Genomic DNA, 16,852 nt, shown 5'->3' with positions numbered 1-16,852 from the left:
TACATCAAAATAGGCTGGAGGCAACGGTCAAAATCCGGCCCCTCTGGCGTACCAGCGCAAGACCGAAGCAAGACCGAAACGGGCCTGACAGGCCCCGGACGGCCTACGGCTTCCCGGCCTTGCCCACGTTCCGGACCAAGCCGTGAATGAAGCCGAGCTTGTCGACAACGACCGGCGAGAGGATGAACGGATAGAGATCGCGCATGCCCATGGCGCGGTTGACGCTGTTCATGGCGAAGGTGAAGGGCAGCCATGCGTTGACGATGGCCTCGACGTCCCTCGCTTCGTACGGGTTGAAGCGGATGCGCGCCGTCAACTCCCCGTCGCGGTCCACCTTGGGCCGCACCTCCATGCCGAACTCGCTAGCCATCTCCAGAGTGTCGACGATGTGAAGATAGTGCGCCCAGGTCTCGGCGAAATCTTCCCAGGGATGCGTGGTCGCGTAGGCAGAAACGTAGTTCTGCTGCCAGTCCGGCGGGGCGCCTTCGGCATAGTGGCGCTGCAAGGCCTGACCGTAATCGGCGGAATCGTCGCCGAACACAGCGCGGCATTCGTCCAGCATGCCGCCGTCGCGCACCAGCACGTCCCAGAAATAGTGCCCGACCTCGTGGCGGAAATGCCCGAGCAGCGTCCGGTAGGGCTCGCCCATCTCCAGCCTGCGCCGCTCGCGCTCGATGTCGTCGGCCTCGGTCAGCGCGATCGTGATCAGGCCGTTGTCGTGGCCGGTCAGGACCTTCTGCCCGCTCTGCGGATCGTCGGCGAGGAAATTGAAGATCAGGCCATGTTCGGGATTGTCCTGCCGGGTCTGGAGCGGCAGCTTCCAGCGGATCAGGGAATAGAACAGCCGGTGCTTCGCCATCTCCAGCTCGCGCCAGCCGGCGAGTTGCGCCTGATCCGACAGATCCGGCACGACGCCGTTATGCCGGCAGGCGCGGCAATAGCCGGTGGTATCACCTGCATCCGTCAGCCAGTTGCAGGAATCATATTCGGCATTACGGCACGGCATGCGTCCGCTGCCCTTGTCGGCGAGCGTGGCCCAGACCTCTCCGTCGGGCTCGATCGCCGACATCGTCTCCTTCTCCGGCAGGAACGCGACCCGATGGCCGCAGCGTTCACAGGTGCGGTTCTCGAAATAGAGGACGTTGCCGCAGGCCTGGCAGACAAAAAGCTTCAAGATTTAGCCTCTTCGGAAAGGGAGCTTTTGGGAATGACAGTTGTGGCGCCTCGCGGATACGCGCGCGGCGGGCTCATCGTTCCAATGTTCGGAACAAATAGCCAGACCTTGGCGTTCGCTCATGCCCACCATACTGCATCCGGCGACGCCTTTCTTTCCATATTCCCTCTGAGCAATGGCCATCGCGCTACGTCTGTGTGAATATCGGTCCGCCACGTGCGCTCTCGCATCACAACGGCCAACGCCTTGAACGATCCTTTGCCCGAGACCATCGCCGCCGAAAAGCTGCGCCAGCACCTGGAAGATGTTGCGCGCGAGCGCGACAACGCCTATCGCGCGCTCCAGGAGCGCGAAGCCGAACTTGCGCGCATCCAGCGCATCGGCAAGGTCGGCGGTCTCGAAGTCGATTTCCGCGAAGGCTTCAAGAACCGCCGTTCGCCGGAATATCTGATGCTTCACGGCCTGCCGCCGGAAGCTGCCGACGAGTCGCACGAGGACTGGATCAATCGCATTCATCCCGGCGACCGGGACGCTACGGTGAAGCACTTCATCGAAGCGCTGTCCGGCACCAGTGAGGACTATACCGCAGAATACCGCATCATCCGCCCCAGCGACGGCGAGACCCGCTGGATCCGCGTCGTCGCCAAGATCGAGCGGGACGGTGGCGGCCGCGCCCTTCGCCTCGTCGGCGCCCATATCGACGTCACCGACCAGATGCTGGTGCGTGAGACCCTGCGCGAGAGCGAAGAGCGCTTCCGGCTGATCGCCGACAGCGCCCCGGTGCCGATCTGGGTCACCAAACTCGACCGCACACGGTCCTTCGCCAACCAGGCCTATGTCGATTTCGTCGGCCTGCCCTACGACCAGGCCATTGCCTTCGACTGGCGCAAGGTGCTGCATCCGGACGACCTGCCCCACGTGCTACAGCAATCCGTTCAGGGCGAAGCATCACTCAAACCGTTCGTGCTGGAAGCCCGCTACAAGAACGCCGCCGGCGAATGGCGCTGGCTGCGTTCGGAATCGCAGCCGCGCTGGGACCCGACCGGCAGGCATATCGGCTTCATCGGCGTTGCCCATGACATCACGGTGGCCAAACAGGCCGAGATCGAGCTCCGGCAGCTCAACGAGACGCTGGAAGAACGCATCGTCCAGCGCACCGCCGAACTCGAATCCAACGAGGCGCGGCTGCGCGCCATCCTGGAGACCAGCAACCAGTATCAGGGCCTCGTCAATCTCAGTGGCGAGCTGCTTTACGCCAACACGACCGTGCTCGACGCCATCAAGGCGAGCCCTGCGGATGTGATCGGAAAGCCGTTGTGGCAGACGCCCTGGTTCAGCACGACGGAGGGCATGGGCGCACGAGTGCGCGAGGCCTTCGACACCGTGCTCAAGGGCGAAGCCGTGCGGATGGAGATGCGCCTGCGCCTTCCCATCGGGGAGCGCGATTTCGAGTTCGGCATGCGCCCGGTGCTCGACCGCCACGGCAACATCACCGGCGCGGTGCCTGAGGCTGTGGACATCACCGAGCGTCGCCGCGGCGAGGAAGCGTTGCGGCAATCGCAGAAGATGGAGGCGATCGGCCAGCTCACTGGCGGCGTCGCGCACGACTTCAACAATCTGCTCACCATCATCCGCTCGGCCACCGATTTCCTGCGCCGCCGCGAGCTGCCGGAGGAGCGCCGTCGCCGCTATGTCGATGCTATCTCGGACACCGTCGAGCGTGCCTCCAAGCTGACCGCCCAGCTGCTGGCGTTTGCGCGCCGGCAGCCGCTGAAACCGCAGATCTTCAACGTCGGCAGCCAGGTTGAAGGCGTGGCGCAACTGGTCCGGCCGCTGGTCGGCGGCCGCATCGAAATCGCGGTGGAGGTTCACGATGGCGACTGCTTCACGGTCGCCGATATCGCGCAATTCGAGACCGCGCTAATCAACCTCGCCATCAACGCCCGCGACGCCATGGACGGCGAAGGCCGTCTCACCATAGCGGTCCGGAAAGTTCAGGGAATCCCCGACCTCCGCACGCAACCGGCGCGCGGCGGCGACTATGTCGCGATCTCCGTTGCCGACACCGGCAGCGGCATCGCGCCCGAAAACATCGAAGCCATCTTCGAGCCGTTCTTCACCACCAAGGAGGTCGGCAAGGGCACCGGCCTCGGCCTGAGCCAGGCCTTCGGCTTCGCAAAGCAGTCCGAGGGCGACATTGCCGTGACGAGCACGCATGGTGAAGGCGCGACCTTCACCATCTATCTGCCGCGGGCGCACAGCCCCGCGACAGATCAGGAAAGCCGCGGCGCTGACCTATGAGGCCGCGGCCACCGGGCGCGGCTATCGCGTGCTCGTGGTGGAAGACGACGACGAGGTCGGCCGGTTCTCCACCGAGCTGCTGGAAGACCTCGGCTATGTCGTCCGCCGCGCCGCCAACGCCAATGCGGCGCTCGCCATTCTCGGCGAGAACGAGTTCGCCGTCGATCTCGTTTTCTCCGACGTCATCATGCCCGGCATGAACGGCGTCGAGCTCGCCGGCATCATCCGCGAACGCTATCCGGGCCTGCCCGTCGTGCTCACCTCTGGTTACAGCAACGTTCTCGCCGAGAACGCCGATCGCGGTTTCGAGCTGATCCAGAAGCCGTATTCGGTCGAAGCGCTGTCGCGCATCTTGCGGAAGGCAATCACGGCAAAGCCGTCGATGGCGCGATGAGTGTTATGGTCGCACGAAGCTGCCACAAACTCCGTAGTTGCGAGCGCAGCGAAACAATCCAAAATCTTTCCGCGGAAACAGTCTGGATTGCTTCGTCGCTGCGCTCCTCGCAATGACGGCGCTATCGTGCCGCTCCAACCCAACGGGCTTTTGAACAACATTGTGGACTGAAACTCGGGCCGAGACGCGGCAATCGCAGATAGCCGTCCGCGCTCGCGGGGGGAAGACATCGACATCGGCTTCCGCTATCGCTGCCGAATGAACCGACACATCTCAAGGATCGAACGTGCCGTCTAACGCCATCTGGGCCTGGAGCATCATCGTCGTCGCGACCGCAGGCGTCATCATCCGGCCCTTTCGCCTGCCGGAGGCGATCTGGGCCATCATCGGCGCCAGTGCGCTCGTGCTGTTCGGTCTGCTGCCCTGGCGGGATGCGCTCACCGGCATCGAGAAAGGCGTGGATGTCTATCTTTTCCTGATCGGCATGATGCTGATCGCCGAGCTGGCGCGGCTCGAAGGCCTGTTCGACTATCTCGCAGCGCTCGCCGTGGAACATGCCGGCGGCTCGCCGCAGCGGCTGTTCCTGCTGATCTACATTGTCGGCACGCTCGTCACCGTCCTGCTCTCGAACGACGCCACCGCGATCGTGCTGACCCCCGCCGTCTATGCCGCGACGCGTGCGGCCGGCGCCAAGCCGCTGCCTTATCTCTTCGTCTGCGCCTTCATCGCCAATGCCGCGAGCTTCGTGCTGCCGATCTCCAACCCCGCCAATCTCGTCGTGTTCGGCGCCCACATGCCTGCGCTTACCGAATGGCTGCGGCTGTTCGCCCTGCCCTCGGCGGCCTCGATCCTGCTGACTTATGTCGTGCTGCGCCTGACCCAGCACCGCGCCCTGAAGGAAGAGACGATCGCGCGCAGAGTGCCGCATCCCAAGCTCGGCCGCGGCGGCAAGCTGACGGCCATCGGCATCGTGGCGATCGGCGTCGTGCTGGTCACGGCCTCCGCGTTGGACAAGCAATTGGGCCTGCCGACCTTCGTTTGCGGCGTGGTGACAGCCGCAATCGTGCTGCTGCTCAACCGGCAATCGCCGCTCCCCGTGCTGCGCGGCGTCTCCTGGAGCGTGCTGCCGCTGGTCGGCGGATTGTTCGTGATGGTGGAAGCGCTGATCAAGACCGGCGTGATCGGGCAGCTCAGCGCGCTGCTGCATGAAGCTGTCGGACAATCCGTGACGAAGGCGGCCTGGAGCGTCGGCATCGCCACCGCGGTCGCCGACAACATCGCCAATAATCTTCCCGTCGGTCTCGTTGCCGGCTCGGTCGCCGCCAGCGATCACTTGCCCGCGCCGGTCGTGAGCGCCATCCTGATCGGCGTCGATCTCGGTCCCAATCTGTCGGTGACCGGTTCGCTCGCCACCATCCTGTGGCTGGTGGCGCTGCGGCGGGAGAAGATCGAAGTCGGCGCCTGGCCGTTCCTCAAGCTCGGACTGCTCGTGACGCCGCCGGCCCTGATCGCGGCCTTGGCGGCCGCGATCTGGTAACTTGCGAGATCAGTCGTTCTCGTAGCCGTAGACTTCCGGCAGGATGAAGATTGCGGCAAGTAATCCGATCAGCGGGAAGATCGCGACGAACAGCGTGGCATTCGCCTGCCCAATCGCCGCGAACAACGACGGGAACAGGAAGATCGCGAGGAACGACGGCAGCTTCACGAACATGTAGGCGAAGCCGCTGGCGGTGCCGCGATATTTCGGCTTGGCGACCATGGTCGGGATCGTCATGCAGTTGGAGGCATCCCAATAATGGCCCCACAGCATCGCGGCAGCCGCGAACGGCAGCAGGATCTTGTTGTCGGTGTAGAGCGCGAAGGCCGCGACCAGCAGCGAGACCAGCACGATCGAGAAGCCCGCGATCGAGATGCCGCGGTGGCCGATTTTCGGGGTCAGCAGCGGACCGACCCAGCCCGACACGGCAGCGAAGGAGAACAGCGCCATCGTCACCAGATTGATGCCGAGCACGCTCGACACGCCGACCATCACGAAGAGCACCGGCAGGTAGAACGCGAAGGTCGAGAACTCGCTGGCCTGCGCGAAGCAGGCGATCCAGCCGTAGATCGTGGCGCGCCAGCGGATCGGATCCTTCTTGAGGTCGGCGAGGAAGTCGCGGGTGGACACCTTGGGCACCTCCACGTCATGGTCCGGCAGCATGGCGAGGTCGTCGTTGAACATCTCGCGCGCGACCTGCTTGGCCTCGCGGTAGCGTCCCTTCTGCACCAGCCAGACCGCCGTCTCCGGCACGTCGTGGCGCATGATCAGGATGATCAGCGCCGGCAGCGCGCCGAGGCCGAGCGTCACCCGCCATAGCGTTTCGTGGTTGATGTCGAGCAGCAGGAAGATCACGATGACGCCGATCGTCAGGACCTCACCGACCGCGAACATGAATTGCCAGCGGTTGCCCATGACTTCGCGCTCACCCTTGGCCATGGATTCCATGATGTAGGTGTAGCCGGTCGAGATGTCCGAACCGAGCGGAACGCCGAGCAAGAAGCGGATCACGACGAGCCAGAACACATTGGGCACGAAGGCCTGCGCCAGCGCCAGCACGATGAACAGCACCATCGTCACCAGGAACATGACGCGGCGGCCGATCTTGTCGGAGAGCCAGCCGCCGAGCAGCGCACCGATCAGGGCGCCGCCTTGCGTACCGGCCGCGGCCAGGCCCAGCATCAGCGGATCGGGATTGAACTGCTCCTTGATGAAGATCAGCACGAAGGCGATCGAATAGAGATCCCAGGCTTCGACCAGGATCGAGGCCATCATCAGCCAGCCGACCTTGTTGCCCTTGGGACTGTAGTTCGTGATGAGGTAGCGGACCGCGGCTTCGCTCGCGGTCGGTTGTGGCATCGCCATCGTCGACATCTTTGGTCCTCTCTTCAAAACTTTCTTACGTGCCAAGCAGCGGCTCGATGCTGCAATCGAGCAGGCGCGGGTCGATCCCGACCTCCATGCCGGTGAACATCTCGCCCATGTAGTCGATCAGTGCATCGCTCGCCTTCACCGCGTCCTCGACGCGGCGGCCGGCGACCGCGGCGAGAATGGCGAGGTGACGATCGATCGTGCCTGACAGTTCGGCCTGTCCCGGCATGAACCGGTGGTGGATGTAGCCGATGCGCCGGTACAGCGTGTGTAACGGCCGTAGCGTGTGCACCAGAAACGGCTCGCCTGCCGCCTCCAGCACCAGCGCGTCGATGCGGCGGTCAATACTGTTGAACTCGTCGAGGGTCAGAGTGGCGCGGCGCTCGCGCAAAAGGCGCTCAATATGCAGCGCCTGATTGCGGTGCGAGAGGCTGGCGCGATCGGCCGCAAGCCGGATCACGAAGCGCTCCATGTCGCGGCGCAAGGCCAGCAGCATGCGCTCGCGTGCCAGATCGATCGGCGCAATGCGCAGACCGTGGCGCGGTCGGATGATGATCAACGTATCGGCGGAGAGACGATTGACGGCGTGATGAACCGGCGTACGGCCGAAGCCGGTGATGTGCTGCAATTCCAGCATTGTCATGAACTGGCCTGGCTTGAGCTCGCAATGGACGAGCAGCTCTTCGATCCTCTGGTAGGCGAGCTCGAAGAAGTTGAGACGGTTGCGTCGGAAGGGCTTGCCCTCGCCGTCGTCGTTCCTCACCACCTCGAGCGCGCGCTTGCGCGTTGCCATGCCGTCTCTCCCTCAGCCCGCGCCGTCGTTGCTGGATGGCGCCTTGTTGGTGATATCCCTAAAACATGTTGTGATATATTACAAGCGGGCGTAAGACTTGACGCCTGCCCGCACCATGTTGCGGTGCGCAATGACAACAAGACGGCGCTGCGCGCGCCTGCGACGGGAGGAGTTGCCGTGAAAATCACGTCGATAGAGACGCTGCGCACCGAAGAATTCTCCAACGTCATCTGGGTGCGCGTCCACACCGACACGGGCATGATCGGTCTCGGCGAAACCTTTTACGGCGCCGGCGCAGTCGAGGCGCAGATCCACGACACCTTTGCCGGCCGCCTGCTCGGCCGCAATCCGCTGCACATCGAGGCGATCCATCGCGACATGCTGAACCTGCCGATGGCGCAGTCGTCCACCGGCGTCGAATATCGCGCGGCCTCGGCAATCGACATCGCGCTGTGGGACCTGTTCGGCAAGGTCTGCAATCAGCCGGTCCACCAGATGCTCGGCGGCCTCTGCCGCGACAAGCAGCGCATCTACAACACCTGCGCCGGCACCCAATATGTCCGCTCCACCAATATCAGCCCGGTCGCGAACTGGAATCTTGGCGCTGCCAAGAGTCCCTACGAAGACCTCGACGGCTTCATGCACCGCGCCGACGCGCTTGCCGAAAAACCTGCTGGAGAGCGGCATCTCCGCGATGAAGATCTGGCCGTTCGATCCGGCGGCGCAGGAGAACAAGGGTCTCTACATCTCCGCCGCGCAGATGAAGCAGGCGATCGAGCCGTTCGAGAAGATCCGAAGGGCGGTCGGCGACAAGATGGAGATCATGGTCGAGCTTCACTCGCTGTGGAACCTGCCAACCGCAAAACAGATCGCGCGCGCGCTCGAGCCCTACAAGCCGACCTGGTACGAAGACCCGATCCGTATGAACTCGCCGCAGGCGCTGGCCGAATATGCCCGCTGCACCGACGTCTGGGTCTGCGCCAGCGAGACGCTGGGGTCGCGCTTCCCCTACAAGGACATGCTCGACCGCGACGCTATGCATGTGGTGATGGCGGATCTGTGCTGGACCGGCGGCCTCACCGAGGGCCGCAAGATCGCGGCGATGGCCGAGACCTATCACCGGCCCTTCGCACCGCACGACTGCATCGGCCCGATCGGCTTCATCGCCGCCATCCACATGTCGTTCAGCCAGCCCAATACGCTGATCCAGGAATCGGTGCGCGCCTTCTACAAGGGCTGGTACAATGAGCTCGTTACCACCATGCCCACGATCAAGGATGGTTTTGTCTATCCAATGGAAGGCCCCGGCCTCGGCGTCGACCTTCTGCCTGCCGTCTTCGACCGCTCCGATCTGACCGTGCGCCGTTCCAACGTCTGAGGATTCTTGAGATGAGCACCGCCCTCTTCGACCTTTCCGGCCGCACCGCGCTCGCGACCGGCTCCTCCCGCGGTCTCGGCCGCGCCATTGCCGAGGGCATGGCCAAGGCCGGCGCCAGGATCATCGTCAACGGCGTCGATCCCAAGCGTGTCGAGCAGGCCGTCGCCGAGTTTCGCGCCGCCGGCCACCAGGCCGAAGGCGCCGCTTTCAACGTCACCGACGAGCCTGCGATCGTCGCCGCCTTCAACGACTTCGACAAGAGGGGCATCGCGGTCGACATCCTCGTCAACAATGCCGGCATCCAGCACCGCAAGCCGCTGGTGGAGTTCACCACCGACGAGTGGCGCAAGGTGATCGAGACCAACCTCACCAGCGCCTTCGTGATCGGCCGCGAGGCGGCCAAGCGCATGATCCCGCGCAAGTACGGCAAAATCATCAATATCGGCTCGCTCGGCAGCGAGCTCGCGCGTCCCACGATTGCGCCCTACACCGCTGCCAAGGGCGGCATCAAGAACCTGACTCGCTCGATGGCGGTGGAATGGGCCCAGCACGGCATCCAGGCCAACGCGATCGGCCCCGGCTACATGCTGACCGACATGAACGAGGCGCTGGTCAACAACACCGACTTCAACAACTGGCTGATGGGCCGCGTTCCCTCCAAGCGCTGGGGCCGACCGGACGAGCTGGTGGGCGCTGCGATCTTCCTGGCCTCGGATGCCTCGACCTATGTCAACGGCCAGATCATCTATGTCGATGGCGGCATGATCGCTGCGATGTGAGCCGCGAAACGCTGAGGGAGCTAACCATGCGCGCCGTCGTCATTCACGCACCGAAAGATCTGCGGATCGATAGCTACCCCGATGCAGCGCCCGGTCCGGGCGAAGTCCGCGTCAAGATCGCGAACGGCGGCATCTGCGGCTCCGATCTGCACTACTATCATCACGGCGGCTTCGGTGTCGTGCGCATCCAGCAACCGATGGCGCTGGGGCACGAGATCGCCGGCGTGGTCGCAGCCATCGGTGACGGCGTCACGAACGTGAAGCCGGGCACTCGGGTCGCGGTCAATCCGAGCAAGCCGTGCGGCCGGTGCCTGCATTGCCAGGAAGGCATGCGCAACCAGTGCCTCGACATGCGCTTCCTCGGCAGCGCGATGCGCTTTCCCCATGTGCAGGGCGGCTTTCGCGAATTCATCACGGTCGATGCGGCGCAGGCCGTTCCGATCGCCGACAAGCTATCGCTGGCGGAAGCCGCGGTCGCCGAGCCGCTCGCGGTGTGCCTGCATGCCGGCAAGCAGGCCGGGCCCCTGCTCGGCAAGCGCGTGCTGATCACCGGCTGCGGCCCGATCGGCGCGCTGATGATTTTGGTCTCGCGCTTCGGCGGCGCGGCCGAGATCGTGGTCACCGATGTCGCGGAGGCGCCGCTTGCGGTCGCCAAAAAGCTCGGCGCCACTTACGCCATCAATGTCGCGGCCGGCGCGACGGCGCTCGATCCGTGGCGCACCGGCAAGGGTGTGTTCGACACGCTGTTCGAAGCCTCGGGCAACCAGGCCGCACTCCGCACCGCGCTCGACGTGCTCAGGCCCAGGGCCACGTTGGTGCAGCTCGGCCTGGGCGGCGAAATGACGCTGCCGATCAACTCCATCGTCGCCAAGGAATTGCAGCTCCGCGGCACCTTCCGCTTCGATCCCGAATTCGAGCTGGCGGTGCGGCTGATGTGCGAAGGCCTAATCGACGTCAAGCCGCTGATCACGGCGACCATGCCGTTCGAGAACGCGGTCGCAGCGTTCGAGCTCGCCAGCGACCGCTCGCAGTCGATGAAGGTGCAATTGACGTTCTGATCGATGAGCGCTGCTATTGGTTCTCGATCAGCCGGTCGCTGACCAGCCGCACGGCGCCCCGTTTCCAGGAATAGTCCGCGCCCAGGCGCAGGCCGCTGTCGCCGCGTGCCAGCACCGCGCCGGTCCTGGCATCGCGCACCTGGAAGCCGAGCGTGTATTCGGTGCGGCTGACCCGCCGCACCACCCCGATCAGAGACTGATCCGCACCGAGCCCTTGCGCCATCGCCGCTTCGCAGCCGCCGCAGTCGCGTAAAGCGCGTGCCTTTACCGCCTCCTCGTTCGCGCTGCCGACATCGACGAGGCGGTAGCGGCCGGATTGGCCAAGGGCATCGCGCACACTGCCGGTCACTTCGGCCAGATAGAATGCATCTGCGGCCGCGAGACCGGCGGCCGGCGCCGCGGTGTTGTCCTCGAGCTCGAATTCGAACACCGCCAGCGCGATCGGCGCGGGTGCGCCGAGCGCGGCCATGATCTCGCGGGACACGAAGATCTCGGCACGCTCCCATGATTCATCATTGTCGCCGCGGAAGGTGTAGAGCTTGTCCATCACGACCTTCCTGGCGCCAACGTCGATCACGGCGACCTTGGCCCATTGCACCAGTGTGCTCGTCTTCTGGATGCCGCCGATCACCTTGAACGCCGCGCCGTCCTGGGCCGAGGGCACCAGCCGGTAGCGCCGGTCTCCGCCGATATCTTGCCGGAGCGCAGCCATGAAGGCCGCCAGCCGTCGCTCGTGGGCGGCGGTCTGGTTGGCAGGCTCCGCTGACGTATCGGTATAACTGAAATCGTCCATGGCGACGCCGACGGCAGTCTCGGCACCGAGCGCATAAGCCGGAAGGACGACAAGGAGACAGACTGAGAGGATCAACCGGCGCAGGTGCATAAATGTGCCTCGTATGACGGAGCGGCGCACAATCTGGACGGCGTAATCAGGGCTCGCAGCAGCGCCGGTCCCGGCGATGACCGGGAAAATTTCACGACGGTGCACCGCACTCACGCCTGACGGCTTTGCGCTAGGTGCGTTCTGCCGTTTAATGCGGGCGCGACAACCCGTTCGCACCAGGTGCCCGCCGATGTGGAACCGCCCGAGGTTCGATCTCAAAGTCCGTCTGACGTTGCGCGTGGCCGCGATATCGGCCGCCTGCTTCGCCGTTATCTCCGCCTATTTCCTGATTACGGCCGACCGCGCGGCGCATGCGCGCCTCGACGACATCGCCGCCATCGTCGCCAAGACGCTGGAGCTACAGCAGGGCAAGATCCAGTGGGTCGCCAGCCCGCGCTCGGACTTTCCCAACCTCGACCCCGTTTCGGCCTATGTGATGACGCCCGGCCTGTGCCTGGCATTCCGCGGCACGAGCGGCGACATCCTCCAGCGCTTCTGCAGCGGCGCGCCCGCCCCGGCAAACCCACCGCCGCAAGCCTTCACGGCCTTCTATCGCAGCCTGTTCGACCCCGGCCGCGAAGCGGCACGGCCTGTGATCGTGCGCGGAGCGAAGCTTGGCGACGCCGTGGTCTCGGTCGAGCCGGCCGTGCAGACGGCGGAGGCCTGGCACGAGGCCGGCCGCCTGATGCTGGCGCTGGCGATCGCGCTGCCGCTGCTCTGCGCCCTGGTCTACGCCGCGCTGGCACGCGCGCTGCGCCCCACCCGCATGATCCGCACCGGCCTGGAGCGGATTGCCGCCAACGACCTCACCACGCGGCTGCCGCCGTTCGACCTTGCCGAGCTCTCCGCGATCCGCGACGGCTTCAACCATCTCGCCGAAAGCCTCGAGACCGCACTTGCCGAACGCAGCGAGCTGACGCGGAAGCTGATCGCGCTCCAGGACGAGGAGCGCCGCCATCTCGCGCGCGAGCTGCATGACGAGTTCGGCCAGTCGCTCGCCGCCATCCGGGCGCTCGCCTCCTCCGCCCGCCAGACCGCCGCGCAGGACTGCCCTTCCTTGCTTGGCGAATGCGACGGCATCGCGCGGACCGCAACCGGCATGATGGAGACGTTGCGCGGCACACTGTTCCGGCTGCGGCCGCCGGATGTCGAGGAGCTCGGGCTCGTCGCCAGCCTCGAAGGCCTGGTCGCGGGCTGGAACGGGCGCAGCCGCGGCGAGACGCGCTTCTCGATCCGGTTCGACGGCGCATTCGAGACCCTGCCGGCCACGATCAGCGCCAGCCTCTACCGGATCGTGCAGGAGGCGCTCACCAATGCCGCCAAGCATGCCGTCGCCACGCGGGTCAGCCTGGAATTGACGATGGGGGCGAGCGAGATCGCGCTTGCGATCGACGATGACGGACGCGCGACCGATCCCGTCGCGAAATCCGGAATGGGCCTGCTCGGCATGCGCGAGCGCGTCGCGGCCTTGCGCGGCCAATTGAGCTTCGAGGCCAAGCCGAACGGCGGCTCCGCACTGCGCGTCGTCATTCCGCTCGCAGCCGCCGATCGGCCGCCGCTGGAGCACGCCGCATGAGCGCGGCCGGCGCGACCATTCTGCTGGTCGACGACCATTCCGTCGTCCGCGAGGGCTATCGCTCCGTGCTCCAGAAGCAGCCGGGACTTCGCGTCATCGCCGAAGCCGCCGACGGCGCCGAGGCCTATCGTCTCTACAAATCGGAGGCGCCCGACCTCGTCATCATGGATCTGAGCATGCCCGGCATCGGCGGCATCGAGGCGGTCAGGCGCATCAGGCAGTGGGACAAGGGCGCGAGGATCCTCGTCTTCACCATGCACGAGAATGCCGGCTTTGCCGTGCAGGCGATCCGCGCCGGCGCCAGGGGCTACGTCACCAAGACCAGTCCGCCGGAGACGCTGGTGCGCGCCGTGATGGACGTGCTCGCCGGCAGGATCGCAATCAGCCCCGACATCGACCATGAGCTCGCGCTGAGCCGGCTGGCCGGGGAAAGCTCTGCCGCCGACGTCCTCACGCCGCGCGAATTCGAAGTGCTGCGGCTGCTGCTCGCCGAGAATACGACAGAGGAGATCGCCGAGACGCTCCATGTCAGCCCGAAGACGGTGGCGAACCTGCATTCCCTGATCAAGGACAAGCTCGGCGTCGGATCCGACATCGAGCTGGTCCGGCTGGCGCTGCGCCAGGGCATCTTGACGGAGGTCGATCTCGGCGAGGCCTGATTGCTCAAGCCAGATAGCGCGTGAGATAGCCTTCCATCGCGTAGAGCGCACAAAGCGCAAGGCTCGACCACACGGCGGCGGTGAAATACAGGAACATCCAGGTCAGCTCGCCCTTCCAGTGCGCGATGTCGTGGGTCACGACCCAGCGCGTCGAGACGTCATGCAGGCCTTCGAGGAAGCCGAGCAACCGGTTGCCCTCTTCATACCCTGCCCGCCAGCGGCTGAGATACATCGGCACGTCGACGGTGACGAGGAAGGCCAGGAAGCAGGCGATGCCGACGATGCCGGCAATCAGCGCCCAGCGCACCGGCCCCTGGAATTCCGGCATCAGCCGGCACAGCGCGATGCCCGCGAGGAAGAATGTCACCGCCCACAGCGAGTTCTCGATCGCGTTGAAAAGGAAGTTTGTCGTCACCACCGCATACCAGGAGAAGCACTCCGCGATGATGATGATGGGCACGATCACCCACGCGATGTTCACAACCGTCTCGGCGCCCGTCATGGTCCCGAGTTGATGCAGGATGACCGCCCATTGCGCCGCGAAGCACAGTTCGGCCACGGTCGCGACCGTGCGGCCGACGAAGACGCTGGAGAGCCAGGTGTCGAACAGACAGATGCGCTGCACGTCGGCGCGCGGCAGGAACGAGCGGAAGGCGCAGCCGAAGACATAGCCGGCGCAGAGCAGGAACATCAGTCCGATGTCGGAGCCGCCACTGATGCTGCCGGCGGACGTGGGATAGAACGCGCGGTACAGCATGAACCAGGCGAGAATGTTGGCAGCACTGACCAGCGTCAGGGACCCCCACCACCACGCGAGGGGATTTGTCCGCGCCTGCCACTGCAACATGAATCGCTCCGCTGTAATCGATATGACATTCAGCCGTAGTAATCCTGTCACAACAACCCACGGAATCACGACGAGAATCTGTGTGCGGCGGAGCTCGTCGCGCACATTTTATCCGCACGGGCAACGCCGCCGCGTGTCCGGATAGTGGACACAAAATACAATTTTATGAATCTATTGGACAACCGCCCCGACCGGGTTCATTAATCCTGGATGGCCAAAACCGCGTCCAAACCGATCCGCGCCTCCTCGTCCGCTGCCGCCGTGCTGGCGGACAGCATCGACGACGCCGCGTTCGCGACGACGCTGGCAAAGGGTCTCGTGGTGCTCGAAGCGTTCAAGGCGGGAGCGACGCAGCTCGGCAACATGGAGCTGTCGACGCTGACCGGGATTCCGCGTCCAACGGTGGCGCGGCTGACGCATACGCTCGCCGAGCTCGGCTACCTCCGCTACGATTCCGAACGCGCCAAATATCGCGTCGGCGCGCGCGCCCTTCGCATGGCGCATCCGCTGCTCGCCGACATGCAGTTCCGCCAGGTCGCGCGGCCCATGATGCAGGAGCTCGCGCAAAGCGTGCGCGGCACGGTCTCGATCGGCCTGCTCGATGCGACCTCCATGATCTATGTCGAGACCGCGCGCTCCGGCGACGTCGGCCCGCACGTCCCCGACATCGGCATGCCCATTTCCGTGGTGATGACGGCGATGGGCCGTGCCGCGGCGGCGACCTTGCCGCAGGCCGATGCCGCGCTGCTCGAAGAGCGCATTGCAAGCGAGGACACCGAGCTGTGGTCGGCCTTCCGCGAGACCTACCGCGCCGGCCTTGCACAATGCGCCAGCCGCGGCTTCTGCACCTGCTTCGGCGAGTACATCGCCTCGATCCATGCCGTCGCCGCGCCGCTGTTTCATGCGCGTGAGGCGAAGCAGGCCTTTTCGATCAATTGCGGCATCCCCGCATTCCGGCTCCAGCCCGGCCAGCTGGAGGGCGAGATCGGCCCGCGCATTGCCGCTCTTGCCGACAGCATTCGCACCATGATTGGGGCGGCACCGGCGACCGAAACACAAAAGCAGAACAAGAAGAGCGCCAGGCGATGAGCAAGAGAATCGGCGCTCCGCCATCGGGAGGCCACCATGACCATCACACGGCGAACATTTTTTGGCACCCTCGCTCTTTCGATATCCGGACTTCCATTCGCCGCACGCGCTGAGGACGCCTGGCCGTCGCGTATGGTGCGGCTGATCTCGCCTTACGGGCCCGGCGGCTCCAACGACATCTCGCTGCGGCTGCTGGCCGAAGAGTTCGGCCGCAACCTGCACCAGCAATTCATCGTCGAGAACAAGCCGGGCGCCGGCACGCGCATCGCCAACGACACGGTCGCGCATGCGCCGGGCGACGGCTATACCCTCCTCTATGTCGCGGCCCCCTATGCGACCGCCGAAGCGCTGTTCGGCAAGCTGACCTATGAGCGCAAGGATCTGCAGCCCGTCGCGATGGCTGTGATCGCGCCACTGTTCCTGATCATCAGCGCGGACGCGCCGTTCAAGACGCTCCCCGAATTGATCGCCTACGGCAAATCGAAGCCGGATGGCCTGACCTTCGCCTCACCCGGCGCCGGATCGCAGCCGCATCTTGCCGGCGAACTCCTGTTCAGGGATGCCGGTGTCAAGGGGCTCAACATTCCCTTCCGTGGCGATGCGGCGTCCTACACCGAGCTGCTCGCCGGCCGCGTCGATGCCACGCTGACGGCGCTGCCGACCGCACTGCCCTACATCCAGAGCGGCAAGTTCATCGTGCTCGGCGTCGCCTCGGCCGAACGCAGCGCGCTTTACCCGCAGGCGCCGACCCTGCGCGAGCAGGGTTTTCCCAACGTGGCCGCGGCCGGCTGGTACGGCTTCATGGCGCCTTCGACGACGCCGCGGGCGATCGTCGACAAGCTGCAGGCCGAAGTCTTGCGCGCGCTGGCCGAGCCGGCGATCAAGGACAAGCTGACGGCCCAGGGCCTCGAAGTGCGCGCGGGCACCGCGGCCGAATTCGGCCAGTTCATCGACAACGAAATAAGAAAGTGGACCGGGCTGATCCGCGAGGCCGGCCTCAAGGGCGAGTGACA

General features: G+C 65.1%; 12 protein-coding genes and 2 pseudogenes. 9 read left to right on the top strand and 5 right to left on the bottom strand.

The features are described from left to right. Positions 1-103: 103 nt before the first annotated feature. Positions 104-1,174, bottom strand: a complete 1,071-nt coding sequence (locus tag AB3L03_RS34605) for a putative zinc-binding metallopeptidase (RefSeq protein WP_018455236.1) — start codon at positions 1,172-1,174, stop codon at positions 104-106. 216 nt (positions 1,175-1,390) lie between these two features. Here AB3L03_RS34605 and AB3L03_RS34600 point away from each other — a divergent pair. Both AB3L03_RS34600 and AB3L03_RS34595 read left to right on the top strand, forming a co-directional pair. Next, positions 1,391-3,869, top strand: a pseudogene (locus tag AB3L03_RS34600) (PAS domain S-box protein). Positions 3,870-4,155: 286 nt separating this feature from the next. Beyond that, positions 4,156-5,406: an arsenic transporter gene (locus AB3L03_RS34595; protein WP_368507931.1), complete on the top strand. Its 1,251-nt coding sequence runs from the start codon at positions 4,156-4,158 to the stop codon at positions 5,404-5,406. Between the two features lie 9 nt (positions 5,407-5,415). Here the strand turns inward: AB3L03_RS34595 and AB3L03_RS34590 are convergent, their stop codons facing one another. After that, a complete protein-coding gene (locus AB3L03_RS34590; RefSeq protein ID WP_085351341.1) occupies positions 5,416-6,780 on the bottom strand; it encodes an MFS transporter in 1,365 nt (454 codons plus the stop codon). A gap of 25 nt (positions 6,781-6,805) precedes the next feature. Continuing rightward, positions 6,806-7,570, bottom strand: coding sequence for a GntR family transcriptional regulator (locus AB3L03_RS34585; protein ID WP_018455240.1), 765 nt, complete (start codon positions 7,568-7,570; stop codon positions 6,806-6,808). Between the two features lie 177 nt (positions 7,571-7,747). On the opposite strand from AB3L03_RS34585, the pseudogene AB3L03_RS34580 reads away from it, so the two are divergent. The 3 genes and pseudogenes from AB3L03_RS34580 (at position 7,748) to AB3L03_RS34570 (ending at position 10,785) form a co-directional block, all read left to right on the top strand. Further along, positions 7,748-8,948: pseudogene (locus tag AB3L03_RS34580) on the top strand (mandelate racemase/muconate lactonizing enzyme family protein). Positions 8,949-8,959: 11 nt separating this feature from the next. Continuing rightward, a complete protein-coding gene (locus AB3L03_RS34575; RefSeq protein ID WP_368507930.1) occupies positions 8,960-9,727 on the top strand; it encodes an SDR family oxidoreductase in 768 nt (255 codons plus the stop codon). A gap of 26 nt (positions 9,728-9,753) precedes the next feature. Next, entirely contained in the window at positions 9,754-10,785 is a 1,032-nt protein-coding gene (locus tag AB3L03_RS34570) for an L-idonate 5-dehydrogenase (RefSeq protein WP_368507929.1), read from the top strand. A gap of 13 nt (positions 10,786-10,798) precedes the next feature. Here the strand turns inward: AB3L03_RS34570 and AB3L03_RS34565 are convergent, their stop codons facing one another. Further along, a complete protein-coding gene (locus tag AB3L03_RS34565; RefSeq protein WP_204511427.1) occupies positions 10,799-11,668 on the bottom strand; it encodes a DUF3280 domain-containing protein in 870 nt (289 codons plus the stop codon). Positions 11,669-11,858: 190 nt separating this feature from the next. On the opposite strand from AB3L03_RS34565, the gene AB3L03_RS34560 reads away from it, so the two are divergent. Both AB3L03_RS34560 and AB3L03_RS34555 read left to right on the top strand, forming a co-directional pair. Further along, on the top strand, positions 11,859-13,244 hold the full coding sequence (locus AB3L03_RS34560; RefSeq protein WP_018455245.1) for a HAMP domain-containing sensor histidine kinase: 1,386 nt from the start codon (positions 11,859-11,861) through the stop codon (positions 13,242-13,244). After that, positions 13,241-13,903, top strand: a complete 663-nt coding sequence (locus AB3L03_RS34555; RefSeq protein WP_085384464.1) for a response regulator transcription factor — start codon at positions 13,241-13,243, stop codon at positions 13,901-13,903. Before AB3L03_RS34560 ends, AB3L03_RS34555 begins: the two co-directional genes overlap by 4 nt. A 4-nt stretch (positions 13,904-13,907) precedes the next feature. Here AB3L03_RS34555 and AB3L03_RS34550 read toward each other — a convergent pair whose 3' ends face one another. Further along, complete coding sequence (locus AB3L03_RS34550; protein ID WP_018455247.1) at positions 13,908-14,750, bottom strand: hypothetical protein; 843 nt, start codon at positions 14,748-14,750, stop codon at positions 13,908-13,910. 210 nt (positions 14,751-14,960) lie between these two features. Between AB3L03_RS34550 and AB3L03_RS34545 the strand changes: the two genes are divergently transcribed. Both AB3L03_RS34545 and AB3L03_RS34540 read left to right on the top strand, forming a co-directional pair. After that, positions 14,961-15,839 carry an IclR family transcriptional regulator gene (locus AB3L03_RS34545; protein WP_368507928.1) on the top strand — a complete coding sequence of 293 codons (879 nt, stop codon included), beginning with the start codon at positions 14,961-14,963 and terminating at the stop codon, positions 15,837-15,839. Between the two features lie 36 nt (positions 15,840-15,875). Continuing rightward, complete coding sequence (locus AB3L03_RS34540) at positions 15,876-16,850, top strand: Bug family tripartite tricarboxylate transporter substrate binding protein (protein ID WP_368507927.1); 975 nt, start codon at positions 15,876-15,878, stop codon at positions 16,848-16,850. Positions 16,851-16,852: the final 2 nt, after the last annotated feature.

The sequence above is a fragment of the Bradyrhizobium lupini genome (genome assembly GCF_040939785.1).
Classification (GTDB): Bacteria; Pseudomonadota; Alphaproteobacteria; order Rhizobiales; family Xanthobacteraceae; genus Bradyrhizobium; species Bradyrhizobium canariense_D.
Note: the sequence above shows the minus strand (reverse complement) of the source record. Positions and strands in the feature narration are given on the sequence as shown.